The following is a 17192-nucleotide window of genomic DNA, read 5'->3' as shown; positions in this document are numbered from 1 at the left end:
TGCGTGCCCGGCCCGTCGCCTCGTCGGGACCGGCCCAGCACGCCGTTGACACGTTTCACGCGGTACCGGACGATGTGGTCCGCCACACTGGACCTCGACCGAGGAGGGGCCCTGAGTGCGAGCATCCGCGATGTGGCCGGCCGGGCCGGGGTGTCGGTCGGCACGGTGAGCAACGTCCTCAACCGGCCCGACGTGGTCAGCGAGGCCACCCGTACCAAGGTGCTCGACGCGATCGCCGCCCTCGGCTTCGTGCGCAACGAGTCGGCTCGTCAGCTGCGCGCGGGCTCCAGCCGCACCGTCGGCCTGGTCGTGCTCGACATGGCCAACCCCTTCTTCACCGACGTCGCCCGTGGGGTCGAGGACGTCGTCAACGCCGCAGGCCTCGCGATGGTCCTGTGCAACTCCGACGACCGCCCGGAGAAGGAGGCCGCGCACCTGGGCCTGCTCGCCGAGCAACGGGTGCACGGGGTCCTCATCACCCCGACGGCGGAGCTGACCCCCCAGTTGGACGCCCTCCGCGACCGCGGCGTCCCCGTCGTGCTGGTCGACCGGCGCGCGCCGAACCCGCACCAGTGCGCCGTCGCGACCGACGACGTCCTCGGCGGCCGGCTCGCCGCCGAGCACCTGCTCGAGCGCGGGCACCGGCGGATCGCCTTCGTGGGCGGGCACGCCGCCCTCCCCCAGATCCAGGAGCGGCACGCCGGCGTGGTCTCGGCGGTGCGCGAGGTCCCCGACGCCGAGCTGACCGTCCTGTCCCCCGACGAGCTCAGCGTCGCCGGCGGGCGCGAGGCCGCCGCCCGGGTCATCGGCCTGCCGGCGTCCCGCCGTCCCACGGCCGCCGTCTGCGCCAACGACCTGCTCGCCCTGGGCGTGCTGCAGGAGATGGTGCGGCACGGGGTCCCGGTGCCCGGGGACTTCGCCATCGTGGGATACGACGACATCGACTTCGCCGCGGCCGCCGCCGTCCCCCTGAGCTCGGTGCGCAAGCCGCGGCAGGAGCTCGGCCGGCGCGCGGCGGAGCTGTTGCTGGACGAGGGTCGGGAGGGACACCGGCACGAGCAGCCGGTGTTCGAGCCGGTCCTCGTGGTCCGGGAGTCGAGCATGGTGCGCCGCGACGTCGCGGCCGATCGGGAGGGAGCGGCATGAGGGTGGCGCTGTTCGCCACGTGTCTGGTGGACACGGTGGCGCCGCAGGTCGCGATGGCCACGGCGAGGCTGCTGGAGCGGCTCGGTCACGAGGTCGTCGTCCCGGCCGGGCAGGCCTGCTGCGGGCAGATGCACGTCAACACCGGCTACCGCCGCGAGGCGGTGCCGATCGTGGCCAACCACGTGCGCGCCTTCGCCGGTGCGGAGGCGGTCGTGTCGCCGTCCGGGTCGTGCGTGGCCTCGATCCACCACCAGCAGGCCATGGTGCTGCGGCGGGCCGGCGAGGACGAGCTGGCCGCCGAGGCCGAGGCCCTGGCCGAGCGCACCTACGAGCTCTCGCAGTTCCTCGTCGACGTCCTCGGGGTGACCGACGTGGGCGCCTACTACCCGCACCGGGTCACCTACCACCCGACCTGCCACTCGCTGCGGCTGCTCCGGGTCGGCGACCGGCCGCTGCAGCTGCTGCGCGCGGTGCGCGGGCTGGAGCTGGTCGAGCTGCCGGCCGCCGAGCAGTGCTGCGGCTTCGGGGGCACCTTCTCGATCAAGAACTCCGACACCTCGACGGCGATGCTGACCGACAAGATGGCCAACGTCCTGTCCACCCACGCGGAGGTGTGCACCGCCGGTGACGCCTCCTGCCTCATGCACATCGGCGGTGGGCTCTCCCGGCTGCGGTCGGGGACGCGCACCGTGCACCTGGCCGAGATCCTGGCCTCGACGGAGGACGCCGTGAGCCCGCACCAGACCACGAAGCCATCACTCCCCCGCCCCACCACCCCGGTGGCGACGGCATGACCACCGCTCCCGAGCGCACCGGACCCACACCGCTGGCCCCGGGCGCGCCCCGGTCCGGGACGACGTTCCTCGGCCTGCCCACCGCACCCCGCGGGGTCGGCCACCTGCGCGGCGACCGGCCCTTCCCGGACGCCGCCCGCGACGCGCTGCGCGACGGCCAGCTGCGCGCCAACCTCGGCCACGCCACCACGACCATCCGCGGCAAGCGCGCCCGGGTCGTCGGCGAGGTGCCCGACTGGGAGCAGCTGCGCCAGGCCGGCAAGGCGCTGAAGACCACCACCATGGCCCGCCTCGACGAGCACCTGGTGGAGCTCGAACGCCAGGTGACCGCCCGCGGCGGCACGGTGCACTGGGCGCGCGACGCCGAGGAGGCCAACGCGATCGTCACCCGGTTGGTGCAGGCCACCGGCACCGACGAGGTCGTCAAGGTCAAGTCGATGGCCACCCAGGAGATCGGCCTCAACGAGGCGCTCGAGGCCGCCGGCATCACCGCGCACGAGACCGACCTCGCCGAGCTGATCGTGCAGCTCGGGGACGACGCGCCCAGCCACATCCTGGTGCCGGCGATCCACAAGAACCGCGCCGAGATCCGCGAGATCTTCCTGCGCACCATGCCGCAGTTCCAGGGACCCGGTGCCGATCGCGACCTCCCCGACGAGCCGCGCCGGCTGGCCATGGCCGCGCGCACGCACCTGCGCGAGCGGTTCCTGCGGGCCAAGGTGGCGATCAGCGGCGCCAACTTCGCCGTCGCCGAGACCGGCACCCTCGCCGTCGTCGAGAGCGAGGGCAACGGCCGGATGTGCCTGACGCTGCCGCAGACGCTGATCACCGTCATGGGCATCGAGAAGCTGGTGCCGACCTGGCGGGACCTCGAGGTCTTCCTGCAGCTGCTGCCCCGCTCCTCCACCGGGGAGCGGATGAACCCCTACACCTCGATGTGGACCGGCGTGACCCCCGGCGACGGCCCGCAGGAGTTCCACCTCGTGCTGCTCGACAACGGGCGGACGGCGGTGCTCGCCGACGAGGTGGGCCGCGAGGCGCTGCACTGCATCCGCTGCTCGGCCTGCCTCAACGTCTGCCCGGTGTACGAGCGCACCGGCGGGCACTCCTACGGCTCGGTGTACCCGGGACCCATCGGCGCCGTCCTCTCCCCACAGCTCACCGGGGTCGAGGACAACGCCTCGCTGCCGTACGCCTCCTCGCTGTGCGGCGCCTGCTACGAGGTCTGCCCGGTGGCCATCGACATCCCCTCCATCCTGGTGCACCTGCGCGGCGAGCACGTCGAGGCGCAGGAGAGGACGACGCCGGAAGCAGTGGCCTTCAAGGCGCTGTCCACGGCGATGTCACACCCGCGGCTGTGGCGGCTGACCCAGCGGGCCGCCGGTCTCGGCCGGTTCCTCGCCGGTGGGAGGCCGACGATGCCGCCGGTGCTCCCACCACCGGCCTCGAAGTGGACCCGCAGCCGCGACCTGCCCGCCCCGCCGCGGGAGACCTTCACCCAGGCCTGGGCGCGGGAGCACGGGGGTCGGTCGTGACCGGCGCGCGCGAGGAGGTGCTCGGCCGGATCCGCACCGCGCTCGGCGAGCGCCGTCCCGACGTGGTGGTCCCCCGCGACTACCGCACGACCGACGAGCGCTCGGCCGAGCAGCTGCGCGAGGTCCTCGTCGACCGGCTCGAGGACTACAAGGCCTCGGTGCTGCACTGCGGCCCGGACGAGGTGGGGGCCACCGTCGCCGCCGCCCTCGACACCGGGCTGGGTCCCGGCTGGGACCCGGCGTCGGTCGTCGTGGCCCCGGGGGTGCCGGCCGCGTGGCGGCCGGATGGCGCCACCGAGGACGACGGCCGCCCCGCCGTCGAGCTCGCCGCGTTCGCCGCCACGCTGACCGGGGTGGCCGTGGCGATCGCGGAGACCGGCACGCTCGTGCTCGACGGCGGTCCGGTGTCCGGACGGCGGGCCGTCTCGCTGCTGCCCGACTGCCTGGTCTGCGTGGTGGAGGCCGGGCAGGTCGTGGGCGGCGTGCCCGAGGCGCTGCGCCGGCTGGACCCGAACGCGCCGCTGACGATGGTCAGCGGCCCCTCGGCGACCAGCGACATCGAGCTGGAGCGGGTCGAGGGCGTGCACGGCCCGCGGACGCTGGTCGTGGTGCTGGTCGCCTGACGGCGCCGGGGAGCACCGCAGCGGTGCTCCCCGGCCACTCCCGCGCGGGTCCTGCAGCACGCGCGCTGGTGCGGCTGCACCAGCGCGCGGAACAGCGCGAGAGTGGCCGCCGTCCGCCTCCGGTCGCCGCCGCCCGTGACCCGGGTGCCGCCGCGAGGCGGCCGACCGGCCCGGCCGTGCGTCCTCACCGGAGGACGACGAGCAGGTCACCGCCCTCCACCTGCTGGACGGCGCTGATGGCCAGCCGCTCCACGGTGCCGCTGACCGGCGCGGTGATCGAGGCCTCCATCTTCATCGCCTCGATGGTGGCGATCGCCTGACCGGACTCCACGGTGTCGGCCTCCTTCACCTGCAGGGTGACCACGCCGGCGAACGGCGCGGCGACCTGGCCGGGGTCGCTGCGGTCGGCCTTCTCGGCGGCCTTCACCGCGGCGTCGACCGAGCGGTCGCGCACCGACACCGGCCGGAGCTGTCCGTTGAGCGTGCACATGACGGTGCGCATGCCGCGCTCGTCGGCGTCGCTGATCGCCTCGATGCCCATGAGCAGGGTGACGCCGGGCTCGAGGTCCACGGCGTGCTCGTCGCCGGGTCGCAGGCCGTAGAGGAACTCCTTGGTGGGCAGCACGGAGACGTCGCCGTACTGCTCGTCGTGGGCGTGGAACTCGCGGGTGGGCGCCGGGAAGAGCAACCGGTTGAGGGTCTCCCGCGGCGCCTCGGCCAGTCCGCGCTCGTCGTCGGCCGACAGCTCGGCCGGCGGCTCGGCGGGACGGCGGCCCTCCAGCGCCCGGGTGCGGAAGGGCTCGGGCCAGCCGCCGGGCGGGTCGCCGAGCTCGCCGCGCAGGAACCCGATCACCGAGTCGGGCAGGTCGTACTTGCCCGGTTCGGCGGCGAAGTCCTCGACGCTCACACCCGAGCCGACCAGCTGCAGCGCCAGGTCGCCGACCACCTTGGACGACGGCGTGACCTTGACCAGCCGGCCCAGCAGCCGGTCGGCGGCGGCGTAGGCGTCCTCGACCTCCTCGAAGCGCTGCCCGAGGCCCAGGGCGATGGCCTGCTGGCGCAGGTTGGACAGCTGCCCGCCGGGGATCTCGTGCCGGTAGACCCGCCCGGTGGGAGCGGCCAGGCCGGACTCGAACGGCGCGTAGACCCGGCGCACCGCTTCCCAGTACGGCTCCAGGTCGTTGACCGCGGCCAGCGAGAGGCCGGTGGCCCGCTCGGTGGCGTCGGTGCCGGCGACGATCGCCGACAGCGGCGGCTGGCTGGTCGTGCCGGCCATGGCGGCGACCGCGCCGTCGACGGCGTCCACCCCGGCCGACCACGCGGCCAGCAGGGTGGCCAGCTGCCCGCCGGCGGTGTCGTGGGTGTGCAGGTGGACGGGGAGGTCGAAGCGCTCCCGCAGCGCCGTCACCAGCCGGGCGGCCGCCGGCGGCCGCAGCAGGCCGGCCATGTCCTTGATCGCCAGCACGTGCGCGCCCGCCTCGACGATCTGCTCGGCCAGCCGCAGGTAGTAGTCGAGGGTGTAGAGCGTCTCGCCCGGGTCGGAGAGGTCACCGGTGTAGCAGAGCGCCACCTCGGCCACCGCCGTCCCGGCCCCGCGGACGGCGTCGATCGCCGGGCGCATCTGGGAGACGTCGTTGAGCGCGTCGAACATCCGGAAGACGTCGAGGCCGGTGGCCGCCGCCTCGCGGACGAAGGCGTCGGTGACCGCCTCGGGGTAGGGCGTGTAGCCCACGGTGTTGCGCCCGCGCAGCAGCATCTGCAGGCAGGTGTTCGGGACCGCCGCGCGCAGCGCGGCCAGCCGTTCCCACGGGTCCTCGTGCAGGAACCGCAGCGCGACGTCGTAGGTCGCCCCGCCCCAGCACTCCAGGCTGAACAGCTGCGGGACGGTGCGGGCGACGTGCCCGGCGACGGCGAGCAGGTCCTTGGTGCGGACCCGGGTGGCCAGCAGCGACTGGTGGGCGTCGCGGAAGGTGGTGTCGGTGACCGCCAGCGCGGTCTGCCCCCGCAGCTCCGCCGCGAACCGCTCCGGCCCGAGCGCCAGCAGCCGCTGCCGGGAGCCGTCCGGCGGCGGGGTGCGCAGGTCCACCCGCGGCAGCTTCTGCACCGGGTCGACCAGGTGCGGGCGCTCCCCGTGCGGCTGGTTGACGGTGACGTCGGCCAGGAAGGTCAGCAGCCGGGTCCCCCGGTCGGCCGAGCTGCGCGCGGTGAGCAGGTGCGGCCGCTGCTCGATGAACGACGTCGTGATCCGCCCGGCGGCGAAGTCCGGGTCGTCGAGCAGCGCCTGCAGGAAGGGGATGTTGGTGGCCACGCCGCGGATGCGGAACTCGGCCACCGCGCGGCGGGCACGGGCGACCGCGGTGGCGAAGTCCCGCCCGCGGCAGGTCAGCTTCACCAGCATCGAGTCGAAGTGCGCGCCGACCTCCGCGCCCAGCGACGAGCCGCCGTCCAGGCGGATGCCGGCCCCACCCGGGGAGCGGTAGGCGGTGATCCGGCCGGTGTCCGGGCGGAACCCGTTGGCCGGGTCCTCGGTGGTGATCCGGCACTGCAGCGCCGCGCCCCGCAGGGCGATGGTGTCCTGCGACAGGCCGAGGTCGGCGAGGGTCTCCCCCGAGGCGATCCGCAGCTGGCTCTGCACCAGGTCGACGTCGGTGACCTCCTCGGTGACCGTGTGCTCGACCTGGATCCGCGGGTTCATCTCGATGAACACGTGCCGGCCCTCGCGGTCGAGGAGGAACTCCACGGTGCCGGCGTTGACGTAGCCGATGGCCCGGGCGAAGGCGACCGCGTCGGCGCAGATCCGCTCGCGCAGCGCGGGGTCCAGGTTCGGCGCCGGCGCCAGCTCGACGACCTTCTGGTGCCGGCGCTGCACCGAGCAGTCGCGCTCGAAGAGGTGGACGACGCCGCCGTGGGCGTCGGCGAGGATCTGCACCTCGATGTGCCGTGGGTCGACCACCGCCTGCTCGAGGAAGACGGTGGGGTCGCCGAAGGCCGACTCGGCCTCGCGCATGGCCGCCTCGATGGCACCGCGCAGCTGGGCGCGGTCGTCGACCCGGCGCATGCCGCGCCCGCCGCCACCGGCGACCGCCTTGACGAAGACCGGTCCCTCGATCTGCTCGGCGGCGCCGAGCAGCGCGTCGACGTCGTCGCCGGGGTCGGTCCCCTGCAGCGTCGGCAGCCCGGCCTCGCGGGCGGCGGCGATCGCGCGGGACTTGTCACCGGTCAGCTCGAGCACCGACGCCGGCGGGCCCACGAAGGTGATGCCCGCCTGGGCGCACGCCTCGGCCAGCTCGGGGTTCTCCGACAGGAAGCCGTAGCCCGGGTAGACCGCGTCGGCGCCGGCCCTCCGGGCGGCACCGACGATCTCGTCGACGGAGAGGTAGGCCCGGACGGGGTGCCCCTCCTCGCCGATCTGGTAGCTCTCGTCGGCCTTGAGCCGGTGCACCGAGTTGCGGTCCTCCCACGGGAAGACGGCCACCGTCTGCGCACCCAGCTCGTAGGCCGCGCGGAACGCCCGGACCGCGATCTCGCCTCGGTTCGCGACCAGCACCTTGGTGAACACAGCACTCCTCCAGGGTCGGGACGGCGCGACGAGCCTCTCAGAACACCCCGCGTGACGCGGTACCCCTGCAAGCCGTCCGCCGACCCCGTCGGCGTGTCGACCGGCCCGCGGCGGTGCACTCTGCACCTCGGGGACGGCGGGATCGGTGCGGGACGACCTGGGGAGCGTGAACCCCGTCACGCAGGATGAGGACCTCGTCGGGACGGGAGGCGACACGTGGCGGTGCGCAGTACGGTCCGCTGGGCCGCGACGCACGGGGCGATGCGGCTGGCGATCCGCGCCCGGGCGCGGGCGGGGAACCCGGACGCCCAGGTGCTCGTCGACCCGGGGGTCCGCGAGGACCCCTACGCCCACTACGAGCGGCTGCGGACCGCGGCACCCTTCACCGGTGGCGCCTTCGCGCGGGTCAGCGTCCACCACGACGTGTGCACCGACGTCCTGCGCAGCGACGACTTCGGGCAGATCGGCGGGTCCCGCACCGAGGGCCTGCCGCCCCTGCTGGCCGCGGCGCTGCGGCTGGCCGGCCCGCGGCCGAGCGTGGGCCCCATCGACCCGCCGTCGATGCTCGCCGTCGACCCCCCGGAGCACACCCGCTACCGCCGGCTGGTCACCCGGGCCTTCAGCGCCCGCGCCGTCGCCCGGCTGCGCGACCGCACCGAGGCGATCGCCGACGAGCTGCTCGACGACCTCGAGCGGGAGGCCGCAGCGAACGACGGCCGGGTCGATCTGGTGGCCCGCTACGCGAGCCTGCTGCCGGTCACGGTGATCTCCGAGGTGCTCGGCGTCCCGGTGGCGATGCGCGAGCAGTTCCTCGCCTGGGGCGACGGCGCCACCCCGAGCCTGGACATGGGGCTGGACCTGCGCACCCACCGCAGCGTCGAGCGCAACCTCGGCGAGCTCGACGCCTGGTTCCGCGGGCACCTGCGGCACCTGCGCCGCTCCCCCGGCGAGGACCTGCTCTCCACGCTGGTGAGCACCGCCGACGACGACGGCAGCGGGCTCACCGAGCACGAGCTGCTGTCCACGGCCGCGCTCGTCTTCGGCGCGGGGTTCGAGACGACGGTCAACCTGGTGGCCAACGGCGCCGCGCTGCTGTTCGCCCACCCCGACCAGCGGCGGCTGCTGGCCGAGGACCCGTCGCTGTGGCCCGACGCCGTGGACGAGGTCCTGCGCGTCGAGTCCCCGGTGCAGCGGACCGGACGGCGGGCCAGGCGCGACACCACGGTGCACGGGGTGCCGATCGCCGAGGGCGAGCTGGTGCTGTGCCTGCTGGCCGGGGCCAACCGGGACCCGCGGGTGTTCACCGACCCGCACGTCTTCGACGTCACGCGCGCCAACGCCCGCGACCACGTCGCCTTCTCCAGCGGCATCCACTACTGCCTCGGCGCCGCGCTGGCCCGGATGGAGGGCGAGGTGGCGCTGCGGGCGCTGTTCCAGCGGTTCCCCGACCTCGCCGCCGCGGCTCCCGGCCGCCGGCGTCGCACGATCGTCCTGCGCGGCTACGAGTCGCTGCCCGCCCTCGTCCCGTCACTGACCCGCACCGGCTGAGCGGCGCGCGGCGGGGTGTGACGAAGACGACCGACCGAAGTGGTCTGTCGACCGACCGAAATGGTCGGTGAGGACGTACCGTCCCTCCCGTGACACGACCGTTCCGGCAGCAGGTCGACGAGGGCATCCTCGACCGGGCCGCTGCCCTCTTCGCCCGGCGCGGGTTCGCCAAGACCTCGGTGCAGGACGTCGCGGACGCCGTCGGTCTGTCCAAGACCGGGCTGCTGCACCACTACCCGAGCAAGGACGCGCTGCACGAGGCGGTGCTGGCCCAGGCCGGCACGCTGGGCCGGCGGGTGCTCGACCAGGTGGGCGACCTGCCTCCCGGTCCGACGCGCGACCGGCACGTGCTGGAGGTGCTGGTCGACGTCGCGCTGGCCCACCCCGGGCTGGTCGCGCTGCTGCTGGCGCCGGTGACCGACCTCGACGCCGAGCCGCACCCGGCCGTGACCGGCCCGGTGCTGCACGCCTTCGGCGTCGACCCGGAGACCACCGAGGCGCCGCGGCTGGTCCGGGTCATCGGCGCGCTCGCCGCGCTGGCCGTCCTGACCCTGGCCGCGCACGCCCAGGACCGGACCACCGCGTGGCGGCAGCACATCGTCGCCACCTGCTTCGACGCGCTCGGCCACCGCCGCCCGGACGCCGCTCCTTCCCATCCCGACCAGGTGGAGGCCTGATCACGCATGGCTGTTCTGTTGTCCCGGCTCGGTGCGTTCTCGCACCGGCACCGCGTGGCCGTCGTCCTCGTGTGGCTGCTCGTGCTCGTCGGCGGAGGCGTGGGAGCGGGGACCCTGGCGGGTGAGACGTCGGACAGCTTCTCCATCCCCGGCCAGGAGTCGACGACCGCGCTGGAGCGCATCAGCGAGGAGTTCGGCGCCGCGGGCGGTGCGACCGCGCAGGTGGTGGTCGTCGCACCGGACGGCCAGACGCTGACCACCCCGGACAGCGCCGCGGCCGTCGGCGCGCTGGTCGCCGAGCTGGGCGAGCTGCCCGGCGTCGCGTCCGCCAGCAACCCGCTGGACCCGGCCGCCCCCTCGGTCGACCCCGAGCTGACCACCGGCTACAGCACCGTCACCTACGAGGCGCCGGTCGGCGAGGTCACCCCCGCGCAGCAGGACGCGTTGACCAGCGCGGTCGAGGACGCCGGAGCGGGCCCGCTGACCGTCGAGGTGACCGGCCAGGCGATCCAGGCGCCCCCGCACGTCAGCGGCCCCGCCGAGGTAATCGGTGTCGTCGTCGCGCTCGTCGTCCTCGCCGTCACCTACGGCTCGCTGGTCGTCGCCGGCCTGAACCTGCTGACCGCGCTCGTCGGCGTCGGCATCGGCGTCCTGGGCATCACCATCGCCACCGGCTTCACCGACCTGTCGTCGACCACCCCGATCCTGGCCGCGATGCTCGGCCTGGCCGTCGGCATCGACTACGCGCTGTTCATCGTCAGCCGGTTCCGGCAGGAGCTGCGGCGCGGTGCCGACGTCGGCACCGCGGTCGCCACGGCCGTCGGCACCGCGGGCTCCGCGGTCGTCACCGCCGGGCTCACCGTCGTCATCGCGCTGACCGGGCTGTTCGTCGCCGGCATCCCGTTCCTCACCCAGATGGGCCTCGCCGCGGCCGCGACGATCGTCGTCGCCGTCCTCGTCGCGCTCACCCTGGTCCCCGCCGCCCTGGGCTTCCTCGGCCTGCGCGCGCTGCCGAGACGGCAGCGCGCCACCGCGCCGACGCACCACGCGGCGAGCCAGGGCCTGCTCGCCGGCTGGGTCGGCGCGGTCACCCGGCACCGCCTGGTCGCCCTGCTGCTCACCGTCGTCGCGCTGGGCACCGTCGCCGTCCCCTTCTTCTCGATGCAGACCACGTTGGTGCAGACCCCGCCGGAGGACAGCACCCAGGCCCGGGCCGAGCAGCTGCTCGCCGACGGCTTCGGCGCGGGCTTCAACGGCCCGCTCACCGTGCTGTTCGAGGGGGACGGCGCGGTGCAGGCGGCGACCACGGCCGCCGGCGAGATCCCCGGGCTGGACGACGTCGCGATGGTGACCCCGCCGGTGCCCGACGCCGACGGCACCGCCGCGCTGGTCACCGTCGTCCCGCAGTCCGGCCCGACCGACCCGGCCACCGAGCAGCTCGTCACCGACCTGCGCGACCTGCTGGCCGACGTCGACGGCGCGCAGGCCTCGGTCACCGGCGCCACCGCGGTCAGCGTGGACGTCGCCAGCAGCCTGGACGCCGCCCTGCCGGTCTACCTGGCGCTGGTCGTGGGCCTGGCCCTGGTGCTGCTGGTGCTGGTCTTCCGCTCGCTGCTGGTGCCGCTGGTCGGCGTCCTCGGCTTCGTGCTCACCGTCGGCGCCGCACTGGGCGCCACCGTCGCGGTGTTCCAGTGGGGCTGGCTGGCCGACCTGGTCAACCTCGAGGGCACCGGCCCGCTGATCAGCCTCACGCCGATCCTGGTCATCGGCATCCTGTTCGGGCTGGCGATGGACTACCAGATCTTCCTGGTGTCCCGGATGCACGAGGCACACAGCCACGGCGCCTCGCCGCTGGAGGCGATCCGCACCGGGTTCCGGCAGGCCGCCCCGGTCGTCGTCGCGGCCGCGCTGATCATGTTCTCGGTGTTCGCCGGCTTCGTGCCCTCCGGGGACGCGACCATCAAGTCGATCGCCTTCGCGCTGGCCGCCGGCATCGCCTTCGACGCCTTCGTCGTCCGCATGGTGCTCGTCCCCGCGGCGCTGGCCCTGCTCGGCGACCGGGCGTGGTGGCTGCCGCGCTGGCTGCGCTGGCTGCCCCTCCTCGACGTCGAGGGCGCCGCGCTGGAGCGGCAGGCTCCCCGCCCGCGGGTCCCGCAGCCCGAGGTGGTCGGCGCCGGCGAGCGCTGAGCCCTCCCGCTCGAACGGCGCGGCCCGTCTCCCCCGAGGGGAGGCGGGCCGCGCTGCTACTCGGAGCGGTCCGGCGTCACTCGTCGAAGACGAGCGAGGGGGTGTCGACCCGCAGGGTCTGGCCGCGGAAGAACTCCGGGTGCCGCGCCCGCCAGGCCAGCATGAGGACTCCGCCGAGGAGCAGCAGTCCGATGCCGACGACGAAGACGCTGCCGATGCCGAACACCGAGGAGCCGCTGCCGTAGGCGGGGTCGAGGGTGTCGACCGCCGTCTGCACGAACACCGCGGTCAGCATCAGCGCGCCCAGCAGCGGCAGGACGCCCTTGAACACCAGGTCCCGCGCGCTGCGACGCAGCTCGTGCCGGAAGTACCAGACACAGGCGTAGGCGGTCAGGCCGTAGTAGAAGCAGATCATCAGGCCCAGCGCGTAGATGGTGTCGATGAGGACGTTCTCGCTGATGATCGTCATCCCCACGTAGAACGCCGCCGTGGCGGCCCCGGCGACCAGGGTGGCGGTGGACGGCGCCCGGAAGCGCGGGTGCACCTCCGCCAGCCGCTGGGGCAGGGCCCCGTAGGTCCCCATCGCCAGCATGGTCCGGGTCGTCGGCAGGAACGTCGTCTGCAGCGACGACGCCGAGCTCGCGACGACAGCGAGGAAGAGCAGGAACGCCAGGCCCGGGCCCATCACCGGGCCGGCCAGCGCGGCGAAGACGTTGTCCCCGGTCTCGGGGTTACCCAGGCCGGTGCCCTCGGTCCCGATGCCGGCGTACATCTGCACGGCGATCGCCACGCCGACGTAGGTCACGATGATGACCACCATGGTCAGGAGGGCGGCCCGGCCCGGCGTGCGGGCGCTCCCGGCGGTCTCCTCGTTGACCGTCAGGCAGGTGTCCCAGCCCCAGTAGATGAACAGGGAGAGCGACAGGCCGGCGGTGAAGGCGCTGAAGCTGGTGACGGCCGTCGGGTCGAGCCAGGAGATGTCGAAGGAGATGGCGCCGGGTGCGGAGCCGGACTCGACCAGCGCGAGGACGGCGAACACCGCGAGCACGGCCATCTGGAAGCCGACCAGCACGTACTGCACCCGCTTGGTGGCCTCCACGCCCCGGTAGGTGATCCAGGTGGCGACGGCGACGAAGGCCACGCAGGTGAGGGCGTTGACGACCGTGTCGTCGCCGAGCGTGGCCACCGACTCCGAGCCGGTGATCTCACCGAGCAGCAGGTAGAAGAAGGAGACCGCCACGCCGGCGAGGTTCGACAGCACGATGACCGTGGCCAGCAGCGCACCCCAGCCGCACAGCCAGCCGACGTAGGGGTTGAACGCCTTGGTCGTCCAGGTGAAGGACGTCCCGCAGTCCGGCGCCACCCGGTTGAGCTCCCGGTACGCGTAGGCGACCAGCAGCATCGGCAGGAAGCCGGCCAGGAAGATGGCCGGCATCTGCAGGCCGACCTCGGTCACCGTGGGGCCGAGGGTCGCCGTGAGCGCGTACACCGGCGCGATGCTCGAGACGCCGAGCACCACGCTGGCCAGCAGGCCGACGGAGTTCCCCGCCAGCCCCTTGGCCCGCAGATCGGCCTGTCGCCCGGTCCCCCGGTCCTGTCCCACCGCCATGCGGCCCTCCTCTCGTAGCACCGCACGAAGCGGCCTGTCCTCAGCCGGCGGGTGTGCCGCGCCTCACACGCGACAGCCAGCCAGGTCGGCACGGATCGCGGAAGACGCCAGGGTGTACACCCGGCCCGGGCTCCGTCGACACTCCGGCGCGGCCGGCGTGCACGGATCCGAGCGCGAACAGCATGCAGCACGACTGTTTCGCGTGCGTGTCGCCCCAGCGTTCACCCATTCCGTCGAGTGACCCTGGACCCCACGGGCGCGGGGGTGTCCCACCCACCCCTTCCGGCACCATCCGCGGAAATAGCGGCGCCACCCCCGCCGATCGCCGTGGGGGTCGACCCGATGCGGGACCCGTCCGGAGGCTTGGCAACACGGATACCGTCGCATAACCTCTGCTGCAGTACGGATTTCGTCGTCTGACGAGCGCACCGCGCGCCTCCGGCTTACCCCACCGCACGACCGATCGGACCTCGACACCATGACGCGCTACGGCGCCCAGTTCGGGCCTGACATCACCTACCTCGGCGTCGACCGCTGCGACCTCGGCGACCCCGCGACCTTCGCCGACGCCGACGTCGTCGTCCTCGGCGCGCCCTTCGACGGCGGCACCTCGCACCGTCCGGGGACCCGCTTCGGCCCGCAGGCGATCCGGATGACCGACTACCTGGCGCACGACGGGTCCCGGCCGAGCCTGGCGCTGCGCACCGACGGGCTGCGCGACCTGCGGGTGCTCGACGCAGGCGACGTCGAGATGTACTCCGGCGACATCGAGACGGCGCTGGGTGCGCTCGAGGCCGCCGTCGAGACGGTGGCCCGCAGCGGAGCCATCCCCGTCGTCCTCGGCGGTGACCACTCGATCGCCTTCGCCGACGCCAAGGGCGTGGCCAACGTCCTCGGCCACGGCCGCGTCTCGATGGTCCACTTCGACGCACACGCCGACACCGGCGACATCGAGTTCGGCTCCCTGTGGGGCCACGGCCAGCCGATGCGGCGGCTCATCGAGTCCGGCGCACTGCGCGGCGACCGGTTCCTGCAGGTCGGCCTGCGCGGCTACTGGCCACCGCCCGAGACGCTGGACTGGATGGCCGCCCAGCGCATGCGGTCCTACGAGATGACCGAGATCGGCCACCGCGGGCTCGACGCCTGCCTCACCGAGGCGTCGGCCATCGCCACCGACGAGTGCGACGGCGTCTTCCTGTCGGTCGACATCGACGTCTGCGACCCCGGACACGCCCCCGGCACCGGCACCCCGGAGCCCGGTGGGTTGACCGCCCGCCAGCTGCTGGACGCCGTCCGCCGGCTCTGCCTCGAGCTGCCCGTGGTCGGCGTCGACGTGGTCGAGGTCAGCCCGCCCTACGACCACGCCGACATCACCGCGGCCCTGGCCAACCGGGTCGTCCTCGAGGCGCTCTCGGCGATCGCCCGCCGCCGGCGCGACGCCCGCGAGGGCACCCGCTGGGACCCGGCCCTCCCCCTGCTCGCGAACCGCCCCGACACCACCCAGGAGAACCCGTCATGACCGAGCTCGCGACGTCCTGCCACGGCTCCGGCTCGGCCGGCACGCGCGCCGCCGCCGGCACCCCGCACCCGCTCGACCCGCTGACGGCCGACGAGTTCCGCGCGGCGGCCGCCGTCCTGCGCCGCGACGAGGGGGTCGACGAGCGCTGGCGGTTCGCCTCCATCGAGCTGCGCGAGCCGGCCAAGGACGTCGTCCGCGCGTTCCGTCCCGGCGACCCGATCCGCCGCGAGGCCCGGGTGACCTGCTGGAGCCGCGACGAGGGGACGCCGTACAAGGCGGTGGTCTCGCTGACCGACGACGCCGTCGTCTCGTGGGAGGCGGTGCCCGGCCAGCAGGCGAACATGACCCTCGACGAGTGGCACGAGGCCCACGAGGTGCTGATCGAGCACCCCGACGTCATCGCTGCACTCGCGAAGCGCGGCATCACGGAGCTCGACCTCGTCCTCATCGACACCTGGGCATACGGCCACTCGCTGATCCCCCAGGGACTGCAGGACCGCCGGGTCGGGTGGACCGACGTGTGGCGCCGCTCGGTGCCGGGCGGCAACCCCTACGCCAACCCGGTCATGGGCCTGCACTTCGTCGTCGACCTCAACACGATGGAGCTGCTGCGGATCGAGGACACCGCGCCCCCGGCCGAGGCTCCGGTCATGGGCGAGTACGTGCCCTCCCTGGTCCCGGGCCTCGAGCAGCGCACCGACGTCAAGCCGCTGGAGATCACCCAGCCCGAGGGCGTCTCGTTCGCCCTCGACGGCCACGAGCTGCGCTGGCAGAAGTGGTCGATGCGGCTGGGCTTCAACCACCGCGAGGGCCTGGTGGTCCACCGGGTGGCCTACGACGGCCGCCCGGTCGCCCACCGGATGTCGTTCGCGGAGATGGTCGTGCCCTACCGCGACCCCAGCCCCGACCACCACCGCCGCACCGCCTTCGACGTCGGCGAGTGGGGCCTGGGCTTCATGACCACGTCGCTGAAGCTCGGGTGCGACTGCCTCGGCGACATCACCTACGTCGACGCCGTGCTGCACGACACCCGCGGCGAGCCGTACACGATCGAGAACGCGATCTGCCTGCACGAGGAGGACGACGGCGTGCTGTGGAAGCACGTCGACGAGCAGGCCGGCGCGGAGGTGCGCCGCTCGCGGCGGATGGTGGTCTCGTTCCACGCCACGGTGGCGAACTACGAGTACCTGACCTACTGGCGCTTCTACCAGGACGGCACCATCCAGTGCGAGGTCCGCGCCACCGGGATCATGGTGACCAGTGCCTACGAGGGCACCCCGCCGGCGTACGGCACCGTCGTCGACGAGCGCACCTACGCGCCGATCCACCAGCACTTCGTCGTCGCCCGGCTGGACATGGAGGTCGACGGCCCGGAGAACACCGTCGTCGTCACCGAGAGCGAGGCGCTGCCGGTGTCGGAGGACAACCCGTACGGGCTCGCCGTGGTCACCCGCAGCCGCGCGGTGGAGACCGAGGCCGAGGGCCGTCTGGACGTCGACTTCGCCACCCAGCGCAGCTTCAAGGTGGTCAACCGCACCAAGCCCAACCGCCTGGGGACGGCGCCGGGCTACAAGCTGTCCCCGAACTCGGCGCTGCCCGCGCTGGCCGACCCGAGTGCGCCGTTCCGGCAGCGTGCCCAGGTCATCGACCACCCGGTGTGGGTGAGCCGGTTCGACGAGGAGGAGCGCTGGCCCTCCGGGGAGTTCTGCAACCAGAGCCGCCTCGACGCCGGCCTGCCGGTCTGGCAGGAGGCCGATCGCCCGCTCGTGGACACCGACCTCGTGCTCTGGCACGTGTTCGGCATCCACCACGTGCCGCGACCCGAGGACTGGCCGGTCATGCCGGTCGACGTCGTGTCCTTCGAGCTCAAGCCGGTCGGCTTCTTCGACCGCAACCCGGCCCTCGACGTCCCGCCGGCCCCGGGCACGTGCCACTAGCAGGACCTTCCTGCCCCCCGCCACATGCAGTACAAGGACCCCGTTCTCCCCACCCTTC

General features: G+C 73.8%; 11 protein-coding genes. 9 read left to right on the top strand and 2 right to left on the bottom strand.

All coding sequences use genetic code 11. From position 1 onward, the window contains the following. Positions 1 to 132: 132 nt before the first annotated feature. Genes ACU610_RS02370 through ACU610_RS02355 form a run of 4 tightly spaced genes read left to right on the top strand, consistent with a single transcriptional unit; the run spans position 133 to position 4098 of the window. Positions 133 to 1146, top strand: a complete 1014-nt coding sequence (locus ACU610_RS02370; RefSeq protein ID WP_446766116.1) for a LacI family DNA-binding transcriptional regulator — start codon at positions 133 to 135, stop codon at positions 1144 to 1146. Next, entirely contained in the window at positions 1143 to 1940 is a 798-nt protein-coding gene (locus ACU610_RS02365; RefSeq protein ID WP_446766115.1) for a (Fe-S)-binding protein, read from the top strand. The genes ACU610_RS02370 and ACU610_RS02365 overlap by 4 nt, the downstream gene beginning before the upstream one ends. Beyond that, a complete protein-coding gene (locus ACU610_RS02360) occupies positions 1937 to 3475 on the top strand; it encodes a LutB/LldF family L-lactate oxidation iron-sulfur protein (protein WP_446766114.1) in 1539 nt (512 codons plus the stop codon). Before ACU610_RS02365 ends, ACU610_RS02360 begins: the two co-directional genes overlap by 4 nt. Beyond that, positions 3472 to 4098 (top strand): LutC/YkgG family protein, encoded by a 627-nt coding sequence (locus tag ACU610_RS02355; RefSeq protein WP_446766113.1) that lies wholly within the window; start codon positions 3472 to 3474, stop codon positions 4096 to 4098. The genes ACU610_RS02360 and ACU610_RS02355 overlap by 4 nt, the downstream gene beginning before the upstream one ends. 184 nt (positions 4099 to 4282) lie before the next feature. On the opposite strand, the gene ACU610_RS02350 is transcribed toward ACU610_RS02355, so the two are convergent. Next, entirely contained in the window at positions 4283 to 7657 is a 3375-nt protein-coding gene (locus ACU610_RS02350; protein WP_446766112.1) for a pyruvate carboxylase, read from the bottom strand. A gap of 216 nt (positions 7658 to 7873) precedes the next feature. Between ACU610_RS02350 and ACU610_RS02345 the strand changes: the two genes are divergently transcribed. From ACU610_RS02345 to ACU610_RS02335, 3 genes are all read left to right on the top strand, one after another. Beyond that, positions 7874 to 9205, top strand: a complete 1332-nt coding sequence (locus tag ACU610_RS02345) for a cytochrome P450 (RefSeq protein ID WP_446766111.1) — start codon at positions 7874 to 7876, stop codon at positions 9203 to 9205. An 89-nt stretch (positions 9206 to 9294) separates the two neighbouring features. Continuing rightward, positions 9295 to 9882 (top strand): TetR/AcrR family transcriptional regulator, encoded by a 588-nt coding sequence (locus ACU610_RS02340; protein ID WP_446766110.1) that lies wholly within the window; start codon positions 9295 to 9297, stop codon positions 9880 to 9882. A 6-nt stretch (positions 9883 to 9888) separates the two neighbouring features. Beyond that, on the top strand, positions 9889 to 12069 hold the full coding sequence (locus tag ACU610_RS02335; RefSeq protein WP_446766109.1) for an MMPL family transporter: 2181 nt from the start codon (positions 9889 to 9891) through the stop codon (positions 12067 to 12069). Positions 12070 to 12145: 76 nt separating this feature from the next. On the opposite strand, the gene ACU610_RS02330 is transcribed toward ACU610_RS02335, so the two are convergent. Beyond that, positions 12146 to 13678, bottom strand: a complete 1533-nt coding sequence (locus tag ACU610_RS02330) for an APC family permease (RefSeq protein ID WP_446766108.1) — start codon at positions 13676 to 13678, stop codon at positions 12146 to 12148. Between the two features lie 478 nt (positions 13679 to 14156). On the opposite strand from ACU610_RS02330, the gene speB reads away from it, so the two are divergent. Both speB and ACU610_RS02320 read left to right on the top strand, forming a co-directional pair. Beyond that, on the top strand, positions 14157 to 15197 hold the full coding sequence (speB, locus tag ACU610_RS02325) for an agmatinase (RefSeq protein ID WP_446766107.1): 1041 nt from the start codon (positions 14157 to 14159) through the stop codon (positions 15195 to 15197). Beyond that, positions 15194 to 17134, top strand: coding sequence for a primary-amine oxidase (locus ACU610_RS02320; RefSeq protein ID WP_446766106.1), 1941 nt, complete (start codon positions 15194 to 15196; stop codon positions 17132 to 17134). Before speB ends, ACU610_RS02320 begins: the two co-directional genes overlap by 4 nt. The last annotated feature ends 58 nt before the right edge of the window (positions 17135 to 17192 follow it).

It is taken from the genome of Geodermatophilus sp. URMC 61 (assembly GCF_052931555.1).
The sequence above is the reverse complement of the archived record's forward strand: the minus strand, read 5'-3'. Positions and strand labels throughout refer to the sequence as shown.

What these genes read in the sequence shown, in the direction of transcription:
- ACU610_RS02320 (WP_446766106.1), top strand. Translation starts at nt 15,194, where the DNA reads ATGACCGAGCTCGCGACGTCCTGCCACGGCTCCGGCTCGGCCGGCACG.
- speB (WP_446766107.1), top strand. Translation starts at nt 14,157, where the DNA reads ATGACGCGCTACGGCGCCCAGTTCGGGCCTGACATCACCTACCTCGGC.
- ACU610_RS02365 (WP_446766115.1), top strand. Translation starts at nt 1,143, where the DNA reads ATGAGGGTGGCGCTGTTCGCCACGTGTCTGGTGGACACGGTGGCGCCG.
- ACU610_RS02335 (WP_446766109.1), top strand. Translation starts at nt 9,889, where the DNA reads ATGGCTGTTCTGTTGTCCCGGCTCGGTGCGTTCTCGCACCGGCACCGC.
- ACU610_RS02360 (WP_446766114.1), top strand. Translation starts at nt 1,937, where the DNA reads ATGACCACCGCTCCCGAGCGCACCGGACCCACACCGCTGGCCCCGGGC.
- ACU610_RS02330 (WP_446766108.1), bottom strand. Translation starts at nt 13,678, where the DNA reads ATGGCGGTGGGACAGGACCGGGGGACCGGGCGACAGGCCGATCTGCGG.